We start from the raw sequence: 20,282 nt of genomic DNA, 5'->3' as shown, positions 1-20,282 counted from the left end.
AATTCGTGCGTCAGTGACAACAGCGGGAGTGAGTTATGAAAACATTACAGCATTTTACTTCGATCTTAACCATTGTGGCATTACTGTTTGTGATTGGCTGTGGCTCAACGGCGAGCAGACAAGGCACCGGGGAATATTTTGATGACTCGGTAATCACAACAAAGGTAAAAGCCGCCATATTTAATGATCCCCAACTTCAGTCACTTGAAATCAGTGTGGAGACCTTCAGAGGTGTGGTGCAGCTCAGTGGTTTTGTGGCATCAGAAGCCAGTATTCAAAAAGCGGGCAGCTTGGCAAAAGGCGTCCCAGGCGTGAAATCTGTCGATAATAATCTGAGTGTGAAGTATTAGCGTATCTTCGCTATATCACGATCACTGTGATTATTGCTGACTCAGCAAAAGCCATTGCTTACTTTTTGTTTCATTGCAATGGCCTACAAGGACAGACATTTTAATATGAGCATTTTACAGCCGATTTAATCTGCTGAATTACTGGAACTACCAAGCTAGCGGCAGTCTCTTGGCTGTCAACTTCAAAACACCTAAACCCAACTCACCACCTTAATCTCGGGCGGTACGGCAGAAATCAAGGTCGTGGACAGCACCGACTACCGTCAGGACCAGTCGGCAGTCATCCTCGACAGTATCGGCATGCAGAAGGGTGACACGTATCATTGGCAGTCTGAATCACATGAGCCTTGCGCAATAAACGGCTGTGGATGTATCGCATCTTTTCCATAGCCTCCATCATGCCCTGGAGCTGATTGCGATGGCTACATACAGAATCAAAGCCGAATTGTCGGCTTTGATTCTTTTTCGGGAGAACTCCTAAATACGACCGTTAGCTCTGGCTGTCAGCTTTCCTCGATGGCATCAGACGTTGTGCTTTTCATCTTTATCAGCAAAGTCAGGACTGACAATGAACATATTGCAGCCAGCAATAACATTGCGCTCGAATAAGACGCCATGAAACCTGAAACGACAATATGAGCAATAATGTCTGGTTTCGTACTTAGCTGCTGAGTCAACATATCCATGAGCTGGCCTATATCCCCGGAATGCTCTGCTGACGAAATTGACACCCCCAGTCCGGAGGAAATATTGTCCATAAACTTGCTATTGAACAACGCGACGCCTATCGCCAGCCCAACAGAAGCCCCCGTATTTTGTATTGTTCCCAAGTTTCCGATGGCGGCACCTGTATATGTTTGCGGTACGGACGTGACGGCTGCTGTCATTGACGGGCTTAAAACACATCCCCAGCCAATTCCCATGCAGAGAAAGGAAAGAAGGATGAAGGGTGTTGTTTCATCAGCGACAAATTGAGATTGCAGCCCTGCCGATACAGCCAGCAATCCTAGCCCCAGCACAATAATAGGCTTGCACCCAAATCTGTCTACTGCCTTACCAACAAAAGGCGAAATAATCGCGACTCCTGCGGTCGTCGGAAGTAACATGAAGCCGATATCCAATGCAGACAGATGTCTGATGTTATCCAGATAAAGTGGCATCAGAAAGAATGCCAGGCTATAGAATGCCCCAAGTGTAAAGGAAGCGATTGCTGACGATGAAAATTGCGCATTCCTCATGATCTTGAAATTGACAATTGGATCCTCTGCCCTTTTTTCAACAAAGAAAAACATGATGGTTAAGAACGTAACGAAACCAACCAGAGAAATTGCATGAGTAGACAGCCAGCCCCATGCTGAACCTTGAGTGAACAGTATTGACAAACAAGCAAGAATGAAGGTCACAAGAATAGATCCCGGGATATCCAGGCGACCTTTACTTTCCTTGTATTCGGTTTTAGGAATGGAAAGCAAGCAAGCCAATACAGAAATTGTGATAATGGGGATGTTGATATAAAAGATCCATCTCCAACCCATATAATTGACAAGCAGGCCGCCAAGAAAAGGGCCAAGTGCTAAACCAAGACCATTGATTCCAAATAAAATTCCCAGTGCATGGCCTTGCTTTTCTACCGGAAATATATGGGAAATAATCGCTCCGGAATTTGTAAACAGAATTGCACAGGAAAGTCCTTGTATTAACCTGGCTATAATTAATACTTCGATATTTTGGGATAGTGCAGCTGCTACGGAGGATAGTCCAAATACGATCACCCCTGTGTAGAAAACCTTTTCATGGCTATATATATCTCCCAATCTTCCCATCGTTACCATCATTGACGATAATGCGATAACGAAGATGTTCATGATCCACTGTAACGAGGATAATGAAGAGGAAAACTCTGATTGAATGTCTGGAAGTGCTGTATTCACTATCGTAAAATCAACACAGCCAAGAAAGCTCGCTAGTCCTACACCAAATAAGGCAAGGTTTGGTTTTTTATTTAACATTTTAATTTTAACCATTTTTACACCAACTTTAAATACTGTATCTTGTTGTTAAAAACAAGGTCATTAAAATAATTGTCAAGCGTTTGTATCGATTATAAAAATAAGCATATAAGTGACTGAAAATTAGTTATCATAAATAACTGACTCACATATTTTATGTGAATGGTTTTTTCATGATTACATGAGGGGACGATTGAAACCTATTAAATGTTAGACGTTATGAAAGATAGGTGAATCATTTTATTCCGATTGATTTTATTGAACTATAACAATGATTCAGGTGCCTTTTTATGTAGACCAAGTTCTATTCCCTTAATCATGATTTCATTGCTGGATTGGCAACCTAACTTCTCTTTAATGAATGAAATATGTGTATCAAACGTTTTACTTGATATTTCTAGAGAATCAGATATAAATTTCCTTTTGTGCCCGTTAAGAAAAAGAAATAAAACTTCTTTCTCCTTAGAAGTGAGCTCCTTTAGTTTAACGCCGCAACTCACATTCTGTACAATGCCAGATGATTTTTTTAGAATAGATGAACCGTCAAAAAAGTTGAAAATCATGGCGTTTGCTACGATGCCTGCGATTTTACCTGATTTATCTAAGATGGGGTTTTTTCTGACATATAAGTTGAATCTTTCACCTGTTGCGTCGATGATTGGCTCAAACAAGTCATAACTTTTCCCTTCAATAATATCTTTATCATGTGTTCTATATACTCTGGAAAATACTTTCCATGGCATATCATCATCACTTTTACCGATAACTTCATCGAAATCAGATTTTCCAGAAAGCTCAAGGTAAGCTCTGTTACAAGCAACAAGCTTGTAATTTTTATCTTTAACGAAAAGAATACCGACAGGAAAGTCAATAATCGGGTTCTCGAGAAAATACTCAATGCTTTCCATAGCTTATACTTTTCTTCAGCATTTTCTTCACTGAAGTAATCTCTTGGTTATTGAAACAGACAGCGATACTACAGCAGCCTTGATATCAATAGAATAGGGAGATTCCCTATACACCAATGATTTCATGTGCAAATAGTGACATAGATCTATAGGTAGGCTGTTCGGTCTATCATCAAACGATGTCTAAACCACAAATGAGAACAATAAACATACCAAGAGTCCAATTAATGATCTGTGTGTTTGATGGAGAAAAATCGATAGCATAAGATCATGGGTATTCATTGACTTACTCCAACAAGAATGGATATCTCATTCAGAAAAATCTCTCACAGAGGTAGTAATGAGAACAAACAATTCAGCGTAGATATTTTGGCCGCCCATTTTCCTATCATCCCCCATCCCCCATCCCCCATCCCCCATCCCTCAAAACTTAAACCCAGCTCACCCCCCCCCCCCACTTTGCAAACCTCATCTCGGGCAGCAGTGACTCCTGTCCGGGTCAGTCGGCAGGTACCATCACAAGTGTCGGCTTACAGGAAGAAGGAATCGATTCACGGACAACAGCATCAACCCGCAATACACCAACACTGCGTCATACAGCAAAGACAAGACGCTCGCGACGCAGGGGCAGGGTGAGATCACCTGTGTGGACAACATCGATGACCCCGTTGTGAACTCTGATCACTAAGTGTGCATGTTCTCCCTATCTCTTTGTTACACATAGTATTTACCTGTTCACAATTCGTGAAATTCCCGGATGGCATTCGGGTGGTGCTCATCAATTCCTTATAAGCTGATACCGCGAAGTCACCGCTTCGCAAACATGGCTGCGATTGTTCAGAACCGTCAGCTTTTTCAAACAGCAAAAGGAATGCAATGGATGAGATTTTTACTGCTTGTTCTCGCGGGAGCCTCGCTCGCCCCCATACCGGCAAGTGCCGAATGGTATTTTCGCGGGACACCCAATCAGTGGGCTGCCACACCTCTGGAAGTGATCAGTGCGAACCAATACCAGACCTGCCAGAGTTTCTCTTCCGGTGACGCCAGTGGCGGGCCAAGATTTAAAATCGATCGCGATGGCAATTGGAATGAAAGCTATCCCGTTCAGGATGTTGGGGTTGAGGCCAATCAGAGCTATCTCATCAACTTTTTCGTCGACAGTAAAAATATAACCACTGAACCGGTCGGGAGCTGCGGAGCCGTATCTGAAGAGTGGTTTTTTCGGGGAACCCCCAATGACTGGTCTGCCACCGCAATGATCCCTCAGGATGGCCAGCTTTTTTGTACTGAACAGACATTTGCTGACAATGATCCCCGTTTTAAAGTCGACAGGTTCGGTGACTGGGCAGAGTCTTATCCGCAAGCAGATTATCGGGTGGAGGATAACCAGCAGTATAAAATCTGCATCGACAGTCAGAGCAAGGCAATCACCACTGAGCTGATTCAAGGGGCCGACAGTGAACCCCCCGCGGTGACAGCGACACCTGCTGCTGGCTTTTATACCGGCAGTCAGTCCGTGACTTTGGCGGTGAACGACAACCAGGATACGGCGCCCAAAATCTACTACACCACAGACGGCAGTTCGCCCAATACGGGCTCAAGCCTTTACCAGGGGGAAATACTACCGGCCAGTGATCTCGGTGAGGGTGCCGATCTGGTGGTGAAAACGCTGGCCATGGATGCTGCGGGCAATCAGCAAGAACAGAGTTTCAGCTATTTTATCGGTCAGCAAACTGCCAGCGGAGATTTTCGTGAGGAAACCATCTACTTTCTTTTGACCGCCCGTTTTTATGATGGTGACAGCAGCAACAATTATTACAACCGTGACCGGATTAAACCGGGGGATCCACAATGGCGCGGCGACTTTAAAGGCTTGATCGCTCAGCTGGACTATATCAAGGATCTTGGTTTTACCGCGATCTGGGTGACTCCGCCGGTGGAAAACCGCTCCGGTCTGGATTATCACGGCTATCATGCCTATGACTTTTATACGGTTGACCCGCGTCTTGAATCCCCTGATGCCAGTTATCAGGATTTTATCGACGCCGCTCATGCCAAAGGCCTGAAAGTGATTCAGGATGTCGTGATTAACCACTCTAGCCAGTACGGCTTGCGCGATCATGTCTGGATTGATCATCTGCCGGTTAAATACTACGTTCCGGCTGGTGGCAGCCAGGGGGAAGTCAGCAATGATCCTTACTTTGGTCATCTGGGCGACTATCAGTCGGCTTACCGGGATGATAACGACAACAGTGTCGCGCCTGCCTGGTTCCGCGAGCGTCACAGCTCAGATCCGGATGGAATCACCCCGCTGGTTGATCCGAAAACCGGCGTGACTGTGCCGCTGGCCGGTTATGATCCCAACCGCTTCTTTGGTATTGATGCCCAGACGCTGGATCCGGCCTGGTATCACCAGGACGGTTTCATGTCCGGCGGTGACTGGGAAAATCCGCAAGCGTTGCAGAAGAAGCACATGGCGGGCGACTGTATTGATCTGGCCACGGAAAACCAGAACGTCAAAGACTATATCAATGGTGCGATCCGTCAGTACCTGGATATGGGGGTTGATGCGATTCGTCTGGATACGGTGAAGCACATTGAGCGTGATGAGCTGCTGGAGTATGTCAACAACTGGAAAGCCCATAAACCCGGTTTGTTTGTCTTTGGTGAGAACCTGGTCAAAGGAACCGGTTTTGGTTCAGAGCTTGATAATGACAACGCCTCTGCGGTCATTCGTCCCTGGTGGTATACCCGGACCACGCAAGATCCGGCCAATCCGAACGGAGGCGGCGATTCCGGCTTCTCGGTGCTCGACTTTTCAATCTTCTCGACGTTCCGCGATAACGTCACGCACGGTAATTTTGGCGGAATCGGAGGCGTGCTTGGCTGGGACTGGGTGTATGGCGACGCGACCAAACTGGTCACCTTCTTCCAGAACCATGATGTCGGCCCGGACAATGACTTCAAGTATCGCTATGGCGGCGATATGGGCAATGCGGCAATGGTCTACAACCTGATGTGGACCAACCGGGGGATCCCTGCGCTCTATTACGGGGAGGAAGTCATGTTCCAGGCAGGGCTGCCACAAGATATTGCCGGTGCCACAGATACCATCGACATGACAGGGCGCGCCTATTTTGGCCCTTATCTGGATGATAAAGCGACCACTTCGCAACACCCGCTGTACCAGCACATCAAACGCCTGAACCAGATCCGCAAGGCGGTGCCGGCCTTGCAGAAAGCGCCGACCAGCCAGGTGAATGAATGGGGCGCCGGTATCAGCTACATCCGGGACTATAACAATGGAGAGAGCTACGCTGTGGTGGGATTAAGCAATGCTAACCCGCAAACCATGACGGTCACTGGTGTGCGTAACGGGACCTACCGCGATGCCGTTACAGGTCATCAGTTGACGGTATTCAACGGCACGATCAGTTTCCCGGTGAAAGGCTACAGTGCCGGGATTTACGTGCTGAACGGTCCCGGGAAAATCGGCAGCGACGGTGAGTTCCTGCGTTAAGAGAAAGCAGCCTGCCAGTGCTGGCAGGCTTTGCTCTGAAACACAACAAGGTGACTGACTCAGCATTGAAAAGTACTGATTGATTGAATCTTGCTGGCAGCGTGCAAATCGAAGCGACTTTTAATAAAAGAGAATAAAAAAAGAGTGCTGCTGCACTCTTTTAAAAGTCGTTAAGCGCTTTTTGCCTCAGGTTGCACCTGGCTATGAGCTGCCACGAGTTTTCGGGCCAGTGTAATAAGGACAATCGTTGATGCATAGCAAATTAGCTGCATCAGGCTTGGTGCTGCATTGTAGCCAACCAGTGTTTGCAGCGCCTGACCAAGCATGCTGCTTTGGCTCAGAATATCATTTGTATCCCACACAACCGGAATGATTGACGGAATCAAATCAACCTGTTCCAAAATGCCCGCTGCAGTGCTGATTAAACCTGCCGCCAGCAATGTAATCAGCCAGGTCGTCGAACTGAAGAAATATTTCGCCGGAATATGAACTATGCCTTTGTACATAATAAAGCTGATGACTAAGCCTGCAATTAAACCGGTTAATGAGCCCAGAATGATGCCAGAAACATCGTTGGATGATGCGACCATGCCATTGAGAAAAAGTACGACTTCCGCTCCTTCTCTCAGCACCGCCAAGCCAACAATAACGGTGAGCGCATACAGTGGTTGTTCACCTGCCACTATTTTGTGTTTGACTGAAGAAATGTTACTCGCCAGTGCTTTTCCGTGTGTGGACATCCAGATGATGTGCCAGGAAAGCATCAGGGCTGCTAATACTAAAATAGAGGTATTGAGGAGGTCTTGCCCCAAACCATCAAATAAACCGATGAGATAATTCATCGATGCTGCAACCCATACGGAGCCCAAAACGCCAAAGATGATTCCCGCAGCAACCCAGCGGATTCGGTTGGGGATTTGTTTGGTTACCCCAAGAACGATTGAAACAATTAAACTGGCTTCAAATAGTTCTCTGAAAACAATAATGGCAGCACCTGAGTTCACAATAAATATCCCGGTTATTTAACGATGATGTGGCCGATCATTTTGTCTTCATGGAATTCGCCCACGAATTTATATTCACCTTCTTCCAGAGGACGCAGGATCACAAAACCTTGGCTATTACCGGGAATGATTTTTTCAACGTGTAATGCATGGCTTTCAAATTCTTCCGCGTTATCATCTTGATTTTTAATAACCAATTTAACCTTTTGTGCAGCCGGAATGGTTAATTCAGCTGGCTGAAACTGATGATCTTTCATGACCAATTCATAGGTCGGGATATCAGCAAGCGTGGCAAAAGAAGTCAGTAAAAGGGATGCGAGTGCAGCGTTTTTCAGTAACTTAGTCATCTGTTTGTTAGCCTTATGTGAAATTATCTGGTGGTGATTATATGTGGCATCACAAAAATGTAAATGGGAATGATTAATGATAGCCTTTCCCTTTTATACCCAAAGGCGCTTAACTGGTTGAATTTATTGATAGGCTATTACTTTTGCAAACAAAGATATCTTATTTGTTGTAAACATGATGCATAATAAATAAAACGGACCGCGTGTGTTGATGATTAATATTTTTATGGCGGTGTTAACCTGTCACCGGACAATTATCATGTCGGCCGTTACCGGTAAACTATTTCGAAAATAAATAATGTTCAGCTGATTATCCGGCGTACTACGACAATCGCTGAAAGAATACATGACTCGCGGTAAGTGAATCGCTCAGGCGGTTTGAGGTATCGGTAAGCCAGTCATGATTGAGTGTTCAATCGAATGTTTAATTACCATAATAACGGTAATTGCCGTTCAAGTTGGGGGTCTTGCAGCGTAACATTCAGCCCGACCAGCCGCACTCCCCGGTTTGCCCGACGTTCATCCCATGCTTTTTTAGCCGTTTTCAGCAAATCGGTTTGATTCAGGACGGGGAACATATGTTCGTGGGTGGTGAGGTGAAAGTCACTGAATTTATATTTCACGCCCTGGCGGGAAATTTTGTATTGCGGACTGTAAGAGAACAGCCGGCGTTTCAGCTCAGGGTAAAGCTGTTTGATAATGGCTTCGCATTCAGGCCATTGATGAATATCCTGAGGTAAGGTGAGTTCAACGCCGACCGTTTTTCTCGGCTGCTCAACGCAGAGCGCCGTGTCATCCCGGCCGTGGCACCTGTCCCAGATCATGATGCCGAATTTCCCAAACTCTTTGATGATCTCAGCCAGATCCCATTGTTGTACGTCGCCGCAGGTTTTCAGGCCTAACGCTTGTAAGCGTTCCTCTGTTTTCGGACCAATTCCGGGAATTTTGCGCAGCGGCAAGGCTTTGACAAAGGCATCGACTTCATGAGGCGCGATGACGAATTGTCCGTTAGGTTTGTGATAGTCAGAGGCAATTTTGGCGAGAAACTTTGCCGGGGCAACACCGGCGGAAGCGGTGAGTTGCAGTTCATTTTCGATAGCATTGCGGATCTCCCGGGCGATCAGGGTTGCAGACCCTTTGCATGCACTGCACTGACTGACATCCAGATAGGCTTCATCCAGCGACACGGGCTCAATGTAGGGAGTATAGCGGGCAAAAATGGCATGCATCTGTTCTGAAACTGATTCGTACAACGCCATTCGTGGCTGGATGAGTGTCAGGTCTGGGCATAGCCTGAGCGCTTTTGCTGTCGACAGGGCACTGCGTACCCCGTATTTCCTCGCAGGATAGTTCGCTGTGCAAACCACCCCGCGGCTCTCAACACTGCCGCCGATTGCGATGGGAACATCACGGAGATGAGGGTTATCCCTCATCTCTATTGCCGCGAAAAAGCAGTCCATGTCGATATGAATAAACTTCCTGTCTCCGTGTTGCTCTCTCTCTGTGTGCATCGTTTCTATCTCAATACATTCGCGTAGAGACGGAGCTTGTTCTGATTGTCAGGGCGAATAGAGACCCCCTGAAAATCTGGTGCAAATCCTGGCAGAAGATTAATCAGTTCTTCAATCACTAAAAAATATGCCAGCACAGCTTTCCCCCATACTTCTCCTGGCGCGATACACACGATTCCGGGAGGATAAGGCAGTGCCGCTTCTGCTGCCACACGGCCTTCGGCTTCAGCTAAAGGCACAGACACCACATTGCCCCGGATAAATTGAATATTTGCCTCATAAGGCGACACAGCCACTTGAGGAAAATTCGACTCAACGAACATATCTCTTTGTAAAGACTGTAAATCATACTGGGTATAGAGGGAGTGCATTTCATGACAAAGCTGATTGATGGTGTAGTTACTGTAGCGAGCGACATTGCTCTGGTATACCGATGGAATAACCACGGATAAGGCGCGATCCTCAACAATATGTTTTTCGAATTGCACCAGCTTAGCGACCAGATGCATGACTTTTTGTGCAGTCAATGCGGGAGTCAGCAAAAATATAATGGAGTTTAACTCACACTTTTCCGGCACGATGCCGTTATCCCTCAGATAATAGGCCAGGAAGGTGGCAGGGATCCCGGTTTGTTCGTATTCCATGCTCTCTATGTTGATACCAGGCGTAGTCAACAACAGCTTGCAGGGGTCCAGAGTATACTGACCTGTCTCAATCCCCTGGAAACTATGCCATGTTTGGCTCGGCTCAAACGTAAAGAAACGGTGATCATTGGCGATAGTGGCGGTATTGTGGCTTTGCCAGTCCAATCCATCGATAACGGGCGGTACAAACGGGCGAATCAAATGACAGGCGCTGAATATCTCTTTTCTGGCTTCTATTCCCAGTCGGACACATTCCTCCCAAAGCACTTCACCCTGGCCGTCAGCATGCATTTTTGCGTTGACATCTAACGAAGCAAATATGGGGTAAAAGGGACTGGTTGATGCATGCATCATGAAGGCGTGGTTAAACAAGTCATCGCTGCAAAAACGGGCTTGGGCACTGATATGGTGATCTTTCTTATGGATCTGAGAAGCCTGCGAAAATCCGGCCATTTGTTTATGGACAGACTGCGTCACGATGATCCCGGGGTCATTTTCGTGAAGCGTTTGCAGTAAGGGGGAGCACTGATGCATAAAGGTGATAAATTGCTCATAACCTAGCCAGGCTGAATCAAACAGAATGTAATCACACAAATGACCTACTTTGCGAATAATGTCTCTGGCATTGTAGACAATCCCGTCGCAGGTGCCGGCCTGAAAAATGGCCAGTCGGAACGGACGTTTTTGGTCAGCTTTTGAGGGCGAACAGGCTCGTACCTTTTCTCTGAGATAATTTTCAGTCAGGCAATGCGCTGGGATACCACCGACAAACCCGTAGGCATTTCGCGTTGTTTCCAGATACACAGGTGTTGCATTTGCTTGCATCAGCGCACCGTGATAACACGATTTGTGATTATTGCGGTCGAATAACACCAGATCACCCGGTGTGAGTAAAGCATTGGTGACAACCTTGTTGGAAGCCGACGTGCCGTTCAGTACGAAGTAAGTTTTGTCTGCATTAAAAACCTTCGCGGCAGATTGCTCCGCATCGCCAGGGACACCCTCGTGACTTAACATATACCCAAGCATAGGATCAGCATGAGGCACGTCTGCACGGAAGATATTCTCGCCAAAAAATTCAACGAACTTTTGCCCGGCTGGGTGCTTTTTGTAAAACGATGTCCCTTGATGGCCCGGGCAGGCAAAGGTGGTGTTCCCTCTGGAAACATACTCTGTCAGTGTACTCAGAAAGGGCGGCAGCACTGATGCTTCATAGGCTTGCGCTGCAATTTCCAGCTGGCGATTGAACTCGCGTTTATCTGAGCCGTTTACGCTAAACACACCAGTGAACGGAATCAGCTCATTACACATTTTCTCATCATCATCCGCCAAATAAAAAATGGGAATGTTATTCCTATTTTTAAAAGCACTTTCAGTGAGCTTCTCATTTTTTGAGCATACAATTGCAGCGACATCAAGATGCTCTTTAATGTCTGAGAGCGTTATGCTTGTTCTTTCTGAAACGATTAACACCTCTGCTTCACGGCAAAGAGCGATTTTAAACTGTTCGTTCATGTGTTTTTTCTTCTTTTTTGAGTTTTAGCAGTGCCCATTTGGCTGAAATGACAATGGAGATAGCCATGCAGATAAAAGAGAAACCGCCAGCGAGCATGGTCAGTGCACCAGCCACAATGCCTGATAACGATTCACCTGTGTTGGCTACCGTCGAGTAGAGGCCGTAATTTTTGCCAAGTTCTCCCTGGCGGGACAGGGTCTGTATATTGGTGATAATAGAAATGTCCACAATGGCGCCAACAAGCCCCAGTATGAATACAGAAGCGAATAGCGTCGGCAGATTGATGTTAATGGCAACCGCCACCACTACAAACAGCGCACCATATAACATCCAGGATTTCATCACCAGTTCAGGCGTCGTGTCTTTCACCATTCTCGGATATAAAATACCGCCCAGAACTGTCCCCGTTGCCATCACTGAAAAGACATACCCAACTAACGCTTCACGCAGGTAATGTTCAACAATGATAGCCGGGAGTACATACTTCAACAGTGCAGCAGTAAAGAGTACGCATGCGGTCGTGCCTATAATCACCATGAACAAATCAGTTTGATGATTTCTTAAATTCGAAATACTTTCTCTGGTATCAGTAAACAGGGCTGTGAATGAGAACTTCTCCTCCCTGTGTATCTGATTTTTTTAAGAAAAAGCAGGAGAATCAGAGACAGGACATAAGTGATGACATCGGCAAGTAAGACAAAACTTTTATCGGCAACAGAAATGATCAAGGCACATAACAATGGTCCGATAATCGATGCTAAATCTTCGATGATTTGAAACAGACTGTTTCCTGCCGGCAATTCTTCTTTGCTCAATACAAAAGGCAGGTAGGATCTGAAACTTGGTTGAAACAGGCTGCGTCCTATTGTCATCAGCATCGCGCAAATCACCAGTCCGGCTATGTTCAATAGGCCAAAGTAGTAAGTGATGAACATGACAAAAGTTACACTCAGTCTGAGTGTATCACTGAGCAGCATATTTCTCTTGAATGGAAATACATCAGCAATCCAGCCACCGACAGGTCCGGAAAAAAGATAGGGAATAAATTTTAGGAAATAGACTAACCCTATATAGAATATGTCTCCTGCTAATAACTCAATCGTGATCAGCGCGAAGACAACCTCATGTGCGAAGTCGCCAATTTTGGATGTGAGACTGGCAAGCGACAAGGGAAGTAATTTTCGATTAAAGATTACTTCTTTCATATAACTTCTCCGGATGTGATGATTCAGGTTTCTAAACAAATCAAATCATCTTTCTAAACAAATTAAATTGTAAGATTCATTTTTCTTACCAAGAAAATAAATGCAGAGTTATATCATAATCTCATCGACGACCAGCATTTTTCCTGGTTTATCAAGTTCGGAGTAAATAAATTGTCCTATATAATCTTTTTCAGACTCAGGCATTAAGTAATAGGTCATGTTGGTATACCAATTCCAGCCAGGTTTAGTCAGGAAGTAGAAGTCGTCGTCTTGGTCAATCAACCCCGCTTCGATGAGCTCTTCAAACTTTTGCATGAAAATCAAAGGAAGACGATCAAGATTACAATGACGTTTCTCAACCCGGCCATGATAAGTCAATCGAAGCAGCAATGGTTTAACAAGATCCATGACAGAATGATGGCGGGAAATGGAACATGGAATCTGTCCTTCATGGATAGAGCGAATGTATTGTTCTCTGCCAGAGCAGTTTGTAAATACGTGTCCTTTCACCGAAGAAACGGCATTAACACCAAATCCCAGTATGTCTTTATCGCTGTAGCCGTATACATGTTCATGGTAGACAAAAGAATACTCATCAGTCACTGTCTCTTCGGTCACATGGGCTTTAACATATCCATGACCATTATGTGGCATGAAGCCGCGGCTTCGCATATATTGATCAACTTCAAGACGCATATGGAATTTTTCTTTTGCCGTTGTAATCGGATATTCTTTTCGGGCAATTTTTTTGTGAAGTTTGGCTTGAGTCATGACATTGTCGATAGGGTATATGTCAATATTCTTGGTGCCCAGTGCTATCGCTTTATCCAAATCTGCTTTTAATGCTTCGACAGATTGACCATGCATGCCATAAAGTACATCGAAAGATACGTGATCAAAGTTAGCATTTAAGAGACGGGCAGCATTTTCCAAATCTTCTATCGTTGCCGTTAAATCAAAGTTTTCCCGCCATTCCTGATCAAAGGTTTGCAGACCAAATCTGGGGTGGGTAACACCGATGGCTTTCAGCGCTTCTACTTTGCGTGCATTAATACTTTTCACTTCGATCTCAAAGCAAAACTCTCGTAGCTTTGACAGGTCAAAGTGGGCATGAATGGCTTCGCCTATCTGCATAATGTGTTCGTATTCCAGCAAAGAGGGCGTGCCCCCGCCAAAAAATATGGATTCAATCGGCACTGTACGCAGATCAAGCATGGTGGCTTTTAGTTTGATTTCATCAATAATGCAATCCACATATCTTGATATTTCATCTTTATCTTTATACATACCCCGAGTAAAGGGGCAGAAAGAGCAAATAGTTTCACAGAATGGAAAATGAAAATACAATGCTCTCGAAGAAATCCCATCATTCACATTTGGAAGTATTTTTTTTATATCTAATTGACTATCAATGTTGATTTGACTTGGAAAGAAAAAATTATAAACAGGGAATTGTGCATCAAACTTATATACTGGATCGTTAATAAGATTAAGTTCCATTATAAACCTCTTTCAAGTCGATGTATTTTTGCACTTTTGATATCTTTAAATATCGCTTTGATGTTTTCTATATCAGGAGATTTTGGCTCCTGCCCACAGGTATATAAGTCAATGCTGATATAGCCTGTTTCCGGATATGTATGATAAGACAAATGAGATTCTGAAAGTAAAAAAACACCAGTGATACCTTCTCCGCCACCAGAGAACTTCTTATCGCAAAATCCAACCTCTGTAAACAGAGATTTCTCAATTACTTTTCTGAATGATTCTTCCAGCTCTTTTTGTTGACAAAGGATGTTTGTATTTGATGTGACAATGTCAATTAAGTAATGATATCCAGTGGAGTCCATCTTTATTTACCTGATGTTTGAGGCTAACCAATATGATTAGCCTCTAAGTTTTAAATGCTAATTACCAAGCAACACCGTTGAATTCAAAATTCTCAGTGGCAGGTTTCTTAAACATTGATTTTGCATTTTTCATATCATTTTCCTTTTGTAGATTTTCAAGAATTACCAGGCAACACCGTTGAATTCGAAATTCTCAGTGGCAGGTTTTTTGAACATTGATTTTGCGTTTTTCATAATAAATTCCTCATCGAAAAATTGAGTCACTACGAAATCATCTGTAAGACAAATGATTATCGGATAGATACTATTATTTTCAGGGCGTATATTTACAGTGTTGTTATTAAACAGAGAAATAATTTGTCATATTGATAAACATCAAGATATGCAACTGTTCGCCCCGATCGCAATCATCGTGTAATTAAAAATTTAATCTAGAAGAAAAGATCTTTTATGTGTGAATAGTCACAATAAAACAATCCATTTTTTATGGGTTGTAAATGAATGTAAAAAAGTATGTTTTATATTTTCTTTTATTGAGTAAGTGATTGATATTTTTAGCGGTTATTTTTAATTCTATCAGAATGTTTGGAGGCAGAAATATGCTGGAACAGACATCGGGTTGCAGGCGGATGTGTTTTTATTTTAATGCTTTGATTGAGCCGATGATGGCGAGTGCACCGCACTCGCCGTTAATTCATTTACTCACATTTCGACACCATGACGGCGTCGGGTAAGCCGTTATCCTGGAAGGTCAGGCTCCATACATAGCGTCCGGCCTCAGGCAGCATGGCAGCTGTGTCTTTGCCATAGCTGCCAGCTGTGAGTGGTGTTTCCTGACCCGGCCTGAGTTCCAGCCCTTCAGCCGTATACTGGGGTGACCAGTCTTGACTGGCGTACTGCATCCGGAAGCTGCCGGCCTGTTCGCTGCTGACGACCTGATACAGGTTCTGGCCTTTGTATTCAAACTGCCGGTTGGCTTTGTGCTTCCAACCCGAATCAGTGAAATCACCCACCACATACAGCGGTTTACTCACCGGGCCTTGTTCATCCACAGTGGGATTATCACACTTTGCCATCCTCCCTGTGCCCGTCACGCTCAGGGCTTTGGCCGTCAGATCGACGGCAGGCTGTACCGGGGATGCAATGCGCAGGAAGCGTGCTTCAAAGCCATTGAGCGGAACACTGTAGTGTCCGCTGCTGAGGGAAAGCGCTCGCCGCTTTGCAAGTCAATCAAATCACCGGCTGATCCCAGTGTGTCCGCATTTAAAGCCAGTTGTTGCGAATCGTTTGTGGTGCTGACCAGATAAACCACGGCGTCCTGATCGTTTTGCTTGCGATCCACATACACCTTGTCATTGGCCATCATATTGAGGCGCTCGCCTTGATATAACGCCGGGTGCGCCGCCCGCATGGTCATCAGCTCTGTGACGTAGGCTTTGAGATCGCGCTGGCGCGCATTCAGCGTGGCACTGACACCGTCAATTTTGCCACTGGAGCGGGCCACATGATCATCACACAAGCCCTGTATGGCGCAGATATCGCCCGGCGCTTTATCGGCAAAATCGTCCACCTGATCGCCAATTTCATCGCCGTAATACAAGGTGATAGGGCCGGTATACGCGGCGAGGAAAGATAAGGCGGCTTTATGGCGCTGCCAGTATTGATCATCGGTGGGTTCTGCAATATTGCCCCGTTGCAGTAAATCACCAAAGCGGACGAGATCATGGTTGCCCAGCATCAGATTGGGTCTGGCATGATCGGGATACAGGTGATGCAAATCCATGCCTTCTGCCAGCCAGCTGCCGCCTTTGCCGCCGTTGCCGTTTTCATTCACGGCGAAGGTTTCGACTAACCGGTAGCGGACCGGAAAATCAAAGGCTGAACACAGTCCCGGTGCGCCTTTCGGGCCATAACCTGTCTGATTGATGACGTTTTCGTTATTCCATATTTCAGCCACCATGTAACCCAGCGGGTGAACTGTTTCGCCAAGGTGATTGACATAAGTGACCGACTGCGAGGCTTCATCGACCGTCTGGCGGATGTTCTGCCACGCCTCCAGAGGCACCTGATAAGCCTGATCGAGTCGCCAGCCATCGATTTTGAGTGTTTTGATCCAGTAAGCCGCCACTTCCTGATAAAAAGGCAGGCTTTCCGGGTAGCTGACCGGATTGCTGCTGCCCGCGGGCAGCTTTCCGGTGGGCGATGGCACCACATTCTCTTTGTGGTGACCGAACACACCGTCAAAGAATACAAATAAACCCCGGGCATGGGCCTGCTCGACCAATGTCTTTGCGGTCTCTAAGGTGCCAAACTTCGGGTCAATCGCAAAATAATCGGTCGCATAATAGCCGGTTGCATCCAAACGGTCCGCCCAGTGATCCTGGTCTGCTGTGGGTACCGACGCAAACACAGGCGTCAGCCAGATCGCATTGACCCCTAACGACTGGATATAATCCAGAGCGTCGATAATCCCCTGCAAATCGCCCTGGTGATGACTGGTGCCGTAGCCGGTGCCATGACCAAGATTCGGGTCACCATCGACAAAGCTCTCGACCATGACCTGGTAAATCCGAAGCTGTTGACTTTGCTCGGCAACGTTTGTGTTGCAGGCATAAGGCGCAATGGTTTGGTTTTGGTCCGCAGATGGGGTTGAGCTTCCGCATCCTGCCAGAGCCGCGGCTATCAGTAATGAGAGTGTGGAATGAGCAATCCTTTTGTTCACGTTTCAATTCCTGTCGTTATTTTTTGAATGTTTGATCGCTGTTTGTTTGTTTGTGGATACGTGACCCTTCATTCAGGGACACGCACCAAGGTAATTAACGGGGTTGGGTAAACACAGTCACCGCAGTGCCTTCAACCACCACACTGCCGGATAACCCAGTCTGATGACGGGCGCCTGATGCATCGGCAACCAGCGTCCAGTCGCCCGCAGGCAAGCTGATGGTCTGATTGTTGCCGCTGTTGTACACCACAAACAGGTGATGCGTGTCTTGCGGGTAAGTGATATAGCCGGTGACCAGTTGCCCGCCAAACTCAGCGGGTCGGGAGACCGTGAGGTAATTGGCGATATCCTGGTTAGAGGGCATACGTAAACCGGGGTGATTGCGGCGCAGCGCGATCAGTGCTTTGAAGTAATCATAGGTGGCCGCATTGTCAGCTCGGCGCTGCCATTTGATGCTGTTAAAGCTGTCCGGCGCATTGTAGGTATTGTGGGTCCCGCCGTGTGCGCCGAAATTCCAGGCATCCGGATCATTCATTTGCTCGTGGTCGGTTTTGGTCCGCAAGAACTCGTCCCCGGCATGAACAAACCCGATGCCCTGGCTGGTCAGCACCATGCCCATGCCAAAATTCACCACACGTTTGGCATGATCGAGACTGGCCGGCGGCGTCAGGCTGAGAATCTGGTGCGAGCTGTTCTGGACAACATTGCCCGACAGGCTTAAATACACCTTATCCCACAGCCCGAAATTATCATGGGCAGAAATATAGTTGATGCTTTGCTCGGGATCGGCGGCAAAGTTTCTGAACCAGGTGCTGTTGCGGCTGTCATTGGGATCGTACGCTGAACCGCGCATACCATCGTAGACAGACCAGCCCGCATCGGCGCTGTCCAGATTGTTGAACATATAGCTGGTCCGGGTATCATCGTTCGATCCTTTCAGGGCTTCACGATAGGCGCCGTTGAACACACCGACATGCTCTTGCACCATGTGATGCGTGGTGCCGTAGCGCACTCGTTGTGCTTCTTTCGGATCGCTGGCGTAACCATTCCAGGGTTCACCGTAAAGCAGCAGATTGCGATCCGGGAATTGCTGGTTCAGCGCGCGTCCCCATTTCTCTACTTCCTGATACGAGAAAATGCCAATCAGGTCGAAACGAAAACCATCAACGCCATATTCATCGACCCAGTAAGCCAGTGAATCCTGAATCATGCGGCTGACCATCGGCTGGTCGGCATCAATGGAATTGCCGGTGCCGGACAGATCCGTGGGGATGTAATAGCGGTTGCTGATGTTTTCAAACATCTCTTTGGCGTAGGTGTGGTTGTAGACCACATCCATGATGACCCGGATTCCGGCTTTGTGGAACTCATTCACCATGGTTTTAAACTCGCTGGCACGCGCCTCGTAATCGGTCGGCACCTGTGAATAGCGATCTTCCGGGACGTTGTAATTGCGCGGATCATAGCCCCAGTTGTAACAAGGATCGCTGTCCGGGAGTCCGTCGCAGGTGGCAAAGTCATAGACGGGCAGCAACTGAATGTGGGTGATGCCCAGATCAACTAAGTGATCTATGCCCGTTTTCAGCCCGTTGTAGCGGGTGCCGCTTTCAACCATGCCCAGGAACTTTCCGCGCTTGTCTGCGCTGACGCCAGCGCTGGCATCGATGGTGAAGTCGCGGACATGCACTTCATAAATCACCGCATCTTCGCGGTTTACCAGTGCAGGACGCTCAGCCCAGCCGCCAGCAGGCGCCGTGCGGGACATGTCCATCACAATATTGACGGCTTCACTGTCTCCTGTGCCGGGTGTTGCCATTTTGCCGTAGGGATCGCGCACCGGAATGCCATTGATTTTAAAGGTGTACTCGGCAAGGTGCAGATCGCCGCTGACGTCAACCTGATAGATATCTGTGTAGCCGTTGGCGTCGCTCACTTTACTCAGCGGGTATTCGGTCCCGTTCACAGTCACAGTGACATCGCTGTGATCCGGCGACCAGATCGAAAAAGTGGTTTGATCAGGCTGATACTGTGCGCCGAGCGTCGCAAGCGGGGTGCAATCTGAGGTGCATGGATTCACGGGCGTCAGCGTATAGTTCAGCGTCTGGTCGTTCACCGTGACTAAATATTCGCCGCTGACCTGGGTCTCAATGTCATCACCGGATGCATCCAGCACGCCGTCATTCTGATTGTCGCCATAGTTCTGCGACCAGTCTCCGGTCAGGTCAAATTTAAAACGCTGGTTGGCTTGTCCGTCAAAATCAACCAACAGCGACCAGGTATTGTCATCGACCAGGGTCATTGGCGCTGCAGCCCATTGATTTGCCGTACCGCGAAAGTACAGCGCCGGGAAGTTCTGCGCCAGAGACGAGCTGTCGCAACTGGCCACAGGGGGTGAGTATCGTCTGGCTGTCGCTGTCAAAGTCGATCCGGTAGCTCTGATCACCGCCAACCGTGTAATCGCCGGCGGGATAACTTTCCTGCCAGTCGCCGTAACGGTCGATTTTAAACCGCGGGCCGCCTGTCGCATCCCCTTGCAGAAACGTCTGACAGGTTTGATAGTGAGTGGTCGCTATCTGTGTCATTGCTGCCGCGTTCCACTGATTCGGGGTGCCCCGGAAGTGCCAGTCGGCGAGTGCGGGGGCGCTGATCAGCACCGCACCTGCAATAAGCGTAGGTAAGGTTCTCATTTCAATTTC

14 protein-coding genes and 1 pseudogene are annotated in these 20,282 nt (G+C 46.9%); 2 read left to right on the top strand and 13 right to left on the bottom strand.

Annotation, left to right across the window (positions count from 1 at the left end; translation table 11 throughout):
* Positions 1–35 precede the first annotated feature (35 nt).
* On the top strand, positions 36–350 hold the full coding sequence (locus P4S53_RS04725) for a BON domain-containing protein (protein WP_337111617.1): 315 nt from the start codon (positions 36–38) through the stop codon (positions 348–350).
* Between the two features lie 503 nt (positions 351–853).
* On the opposite strand, the gene P4S53_RS04720 is transcribed toward P4S53_RS04725, so the two are convergent.
* Together P4S53_RS04720 and P4S53_RS04715 are read right to left on the bottom strand one after the other, a co-directional pair.
* The gene (locus P4S53_RS04720) at positions 854–2,374 is read right to left on the bottom strand and encodes an MFS transporter (protein ID WP_337111616.1); all 1,521 of its coding nucleotides are present in this window, start codon (positions 2,372–2,374) and stop codon (positions 854–856) included.
* Between the two features lie 248 nt (positions 2,375–2,622).
* A complete protein-coding gene (locus P4S53_RS04715; RefSeq protein WP_337111615.1) occupies positions 2,623–3,267 on the bottom strand; it encodes a LuxR C-terminal-related transcriptional regulator in 645 nt (214 codons plus the stop codon).
* 880 nt (positions 3,268–4,147) lie between these two features.
* On the opposite strand from P4S53_RS04715, the gene P4S53_RS04710 reads away from it, so the two are divergent.
* Positions 4,148–6,787, top strand: a complete 2,640-nt coding sequence (locus P4S53_RS04710; RefSeq protein ID WP_337111614.1) for an alpha-amylase family glycosyl hydrolase — start codon at positions 4,148–4,150, stop codon at positions 6,785–6,787.
* 170 nt (positions 6,788–6,957) lie between these two features.
* Here the strand turns inward: P4S53_RS04710 and P4S53_RS04705 are convergent, their stop codons facing one another.
* From P4S53_RS04705 to P4S53_RS04655, 11 genes and pseudogenes are all read right to left on the bottom strand, one after another.
* Positions 6,958–7,791 carry an FTR1 family iron permease gene (locus P4S53_RS04705; RefSeq protein WP_337111613.1) on the bottom strand — a complete coding sequence of 278 codons (834 nt, stop codon included), beginning with the start codon at positions 7,789–7,791 and terminating at the stop codon, positions 6,958–6,960.
* A 14-nt stretch (positions 7,792–7,805) separates the two neighbouring features.
* Entirely contained in the window at positions 7,806–8,138 is a 333-nt protein-coding gene (locus tag P4S53_RS04700; protein WP_337111612.1) for a cupredoxin domain-containing protein, read from the bottom strand.
* A 428-nt stretch (positions 8,139–8,566) separates the two neighbouring features.
* On the bottom strand, positions 8,567–9,649 hold the full coding sequence (gene dinB, locus P4S53_RS04695) for a DNA polymerase IV (RefSeq protein ID WP_337111611.1): 1,083 nt from the start codon (positions 9,647–9,649) through the stop codon (positions 8,567–8,569).
* A 5-nt stretch (positions 9,650–9,654) separates the two neighbouring features.
* Positions 9,655–11,808, bottom strand: a complete 2,154-nt coding sequence (gene speC / locus P4S53_RS04690) for an ornithine decarboxylase (protein ID WP_337111610.1) — start codon at positions 11,806–11,808, stop codon at positions 9,655–9,657.
* The gene (locus P4S53_RS04685; protein ID WP_337111609.1) at positions 11,792–12,346 is read right to left on the bottom strand and encodes an MFS transporter; all 555 of its coding nucleotides are present in this window, start codon (positions 12,344–12,346) and stop codon (positions 11,792–11,794) included. Before P4S53_RS04685 ends, speC begins: the two co-directional genes overlap by 17 nt.
* A 23-nt stretch (positions 12,347–12,369) precedes the next feature.
* Positions 12,370–13,014, bottom strand: coding sequence for an MFS transporter (locus P4S53_RS04680; RefSeq protein ID WP_337111608.1), 645 nt, complete (start codon positions 13,012–13,014; stop codon positions 12,370–12,372).
* A 108-nt stretch (positions 13,015–13,122) separates the two neighbouring features.
* Positions 13,123–14,514, bottom strand: a complete 1,392-nt coding sequence (locus tag P4S53_RS04675; protein ID WP_337111607.1) for a coproporphyrinogen-III oxidase family protein — start codon at positions 14,512–14,514, stop codon at positions 13,123–13,125.
* Positions 14,514–14,864, bottom strand: coding sequence for an adenosylmethionine decarboxylase (gene speD, locus P4S53_RS04670; protein WP_337111606.1), 351 nt, complete (start codon positions 14,862–14,864; stop codon positions 14,514–14,516). The genes P4S53_RS04675 and speD overlap by 1 nt, the downstream gene beginning before the upstream one ends.
* A 698-nt stretch (positions 14,865–15,562) precedes the next feature.
* Positions 15,563–17,586 (bottom strand): annotated as a pseudogene (locus tag P4S53_RS04665) (alpha-amylase family glycosyl hydrolase).
* 94 nt (positions 17,587–17,680) lie between these two features.
* Positions 17,681–19,885: an alpha-amylase family glycosyl hydrolase gene (locus P4S53_RS04660; protein ID WP_337111605.1), complete on the bottom strand. Its 2,205-nt coding sequence runs from the start codon at positions 19,883–19,885 to the stop codon at positions 17,681–17,683.
* On the bottom strand, positions 19,869–20,273 hold the full coding sequence (locus P4S53_RS04655) for a hypothetical protein (RefSeq protein WP_337111604.1): 405 nt from the start codon (positions 20,271–20,273) through the stop codon (positions 19,869–19,871). The genes P4S53_RS04660 and P4S53_RS04655 overlap by 17 nt, the downstream gene beginning before the upstream one ends.
* Positions 20,274–20,282 lie beyond the last annotated feature (9 nt).

This window comes from Photobacterium sp. Hal280, from assembly GCF_037162255.1.
Classification (GTDB): domain Bacteria; phylum Pseudomonadota; class Gammaproteobacteria; order Enterobacterales; family Vibrionaceae; genus Photobacterium.
The sequence above is the reverse complement of the archived record's forward strand: the minus strand, read 5'-3'. Positions and strand labels throughout refer to the sequence as shown.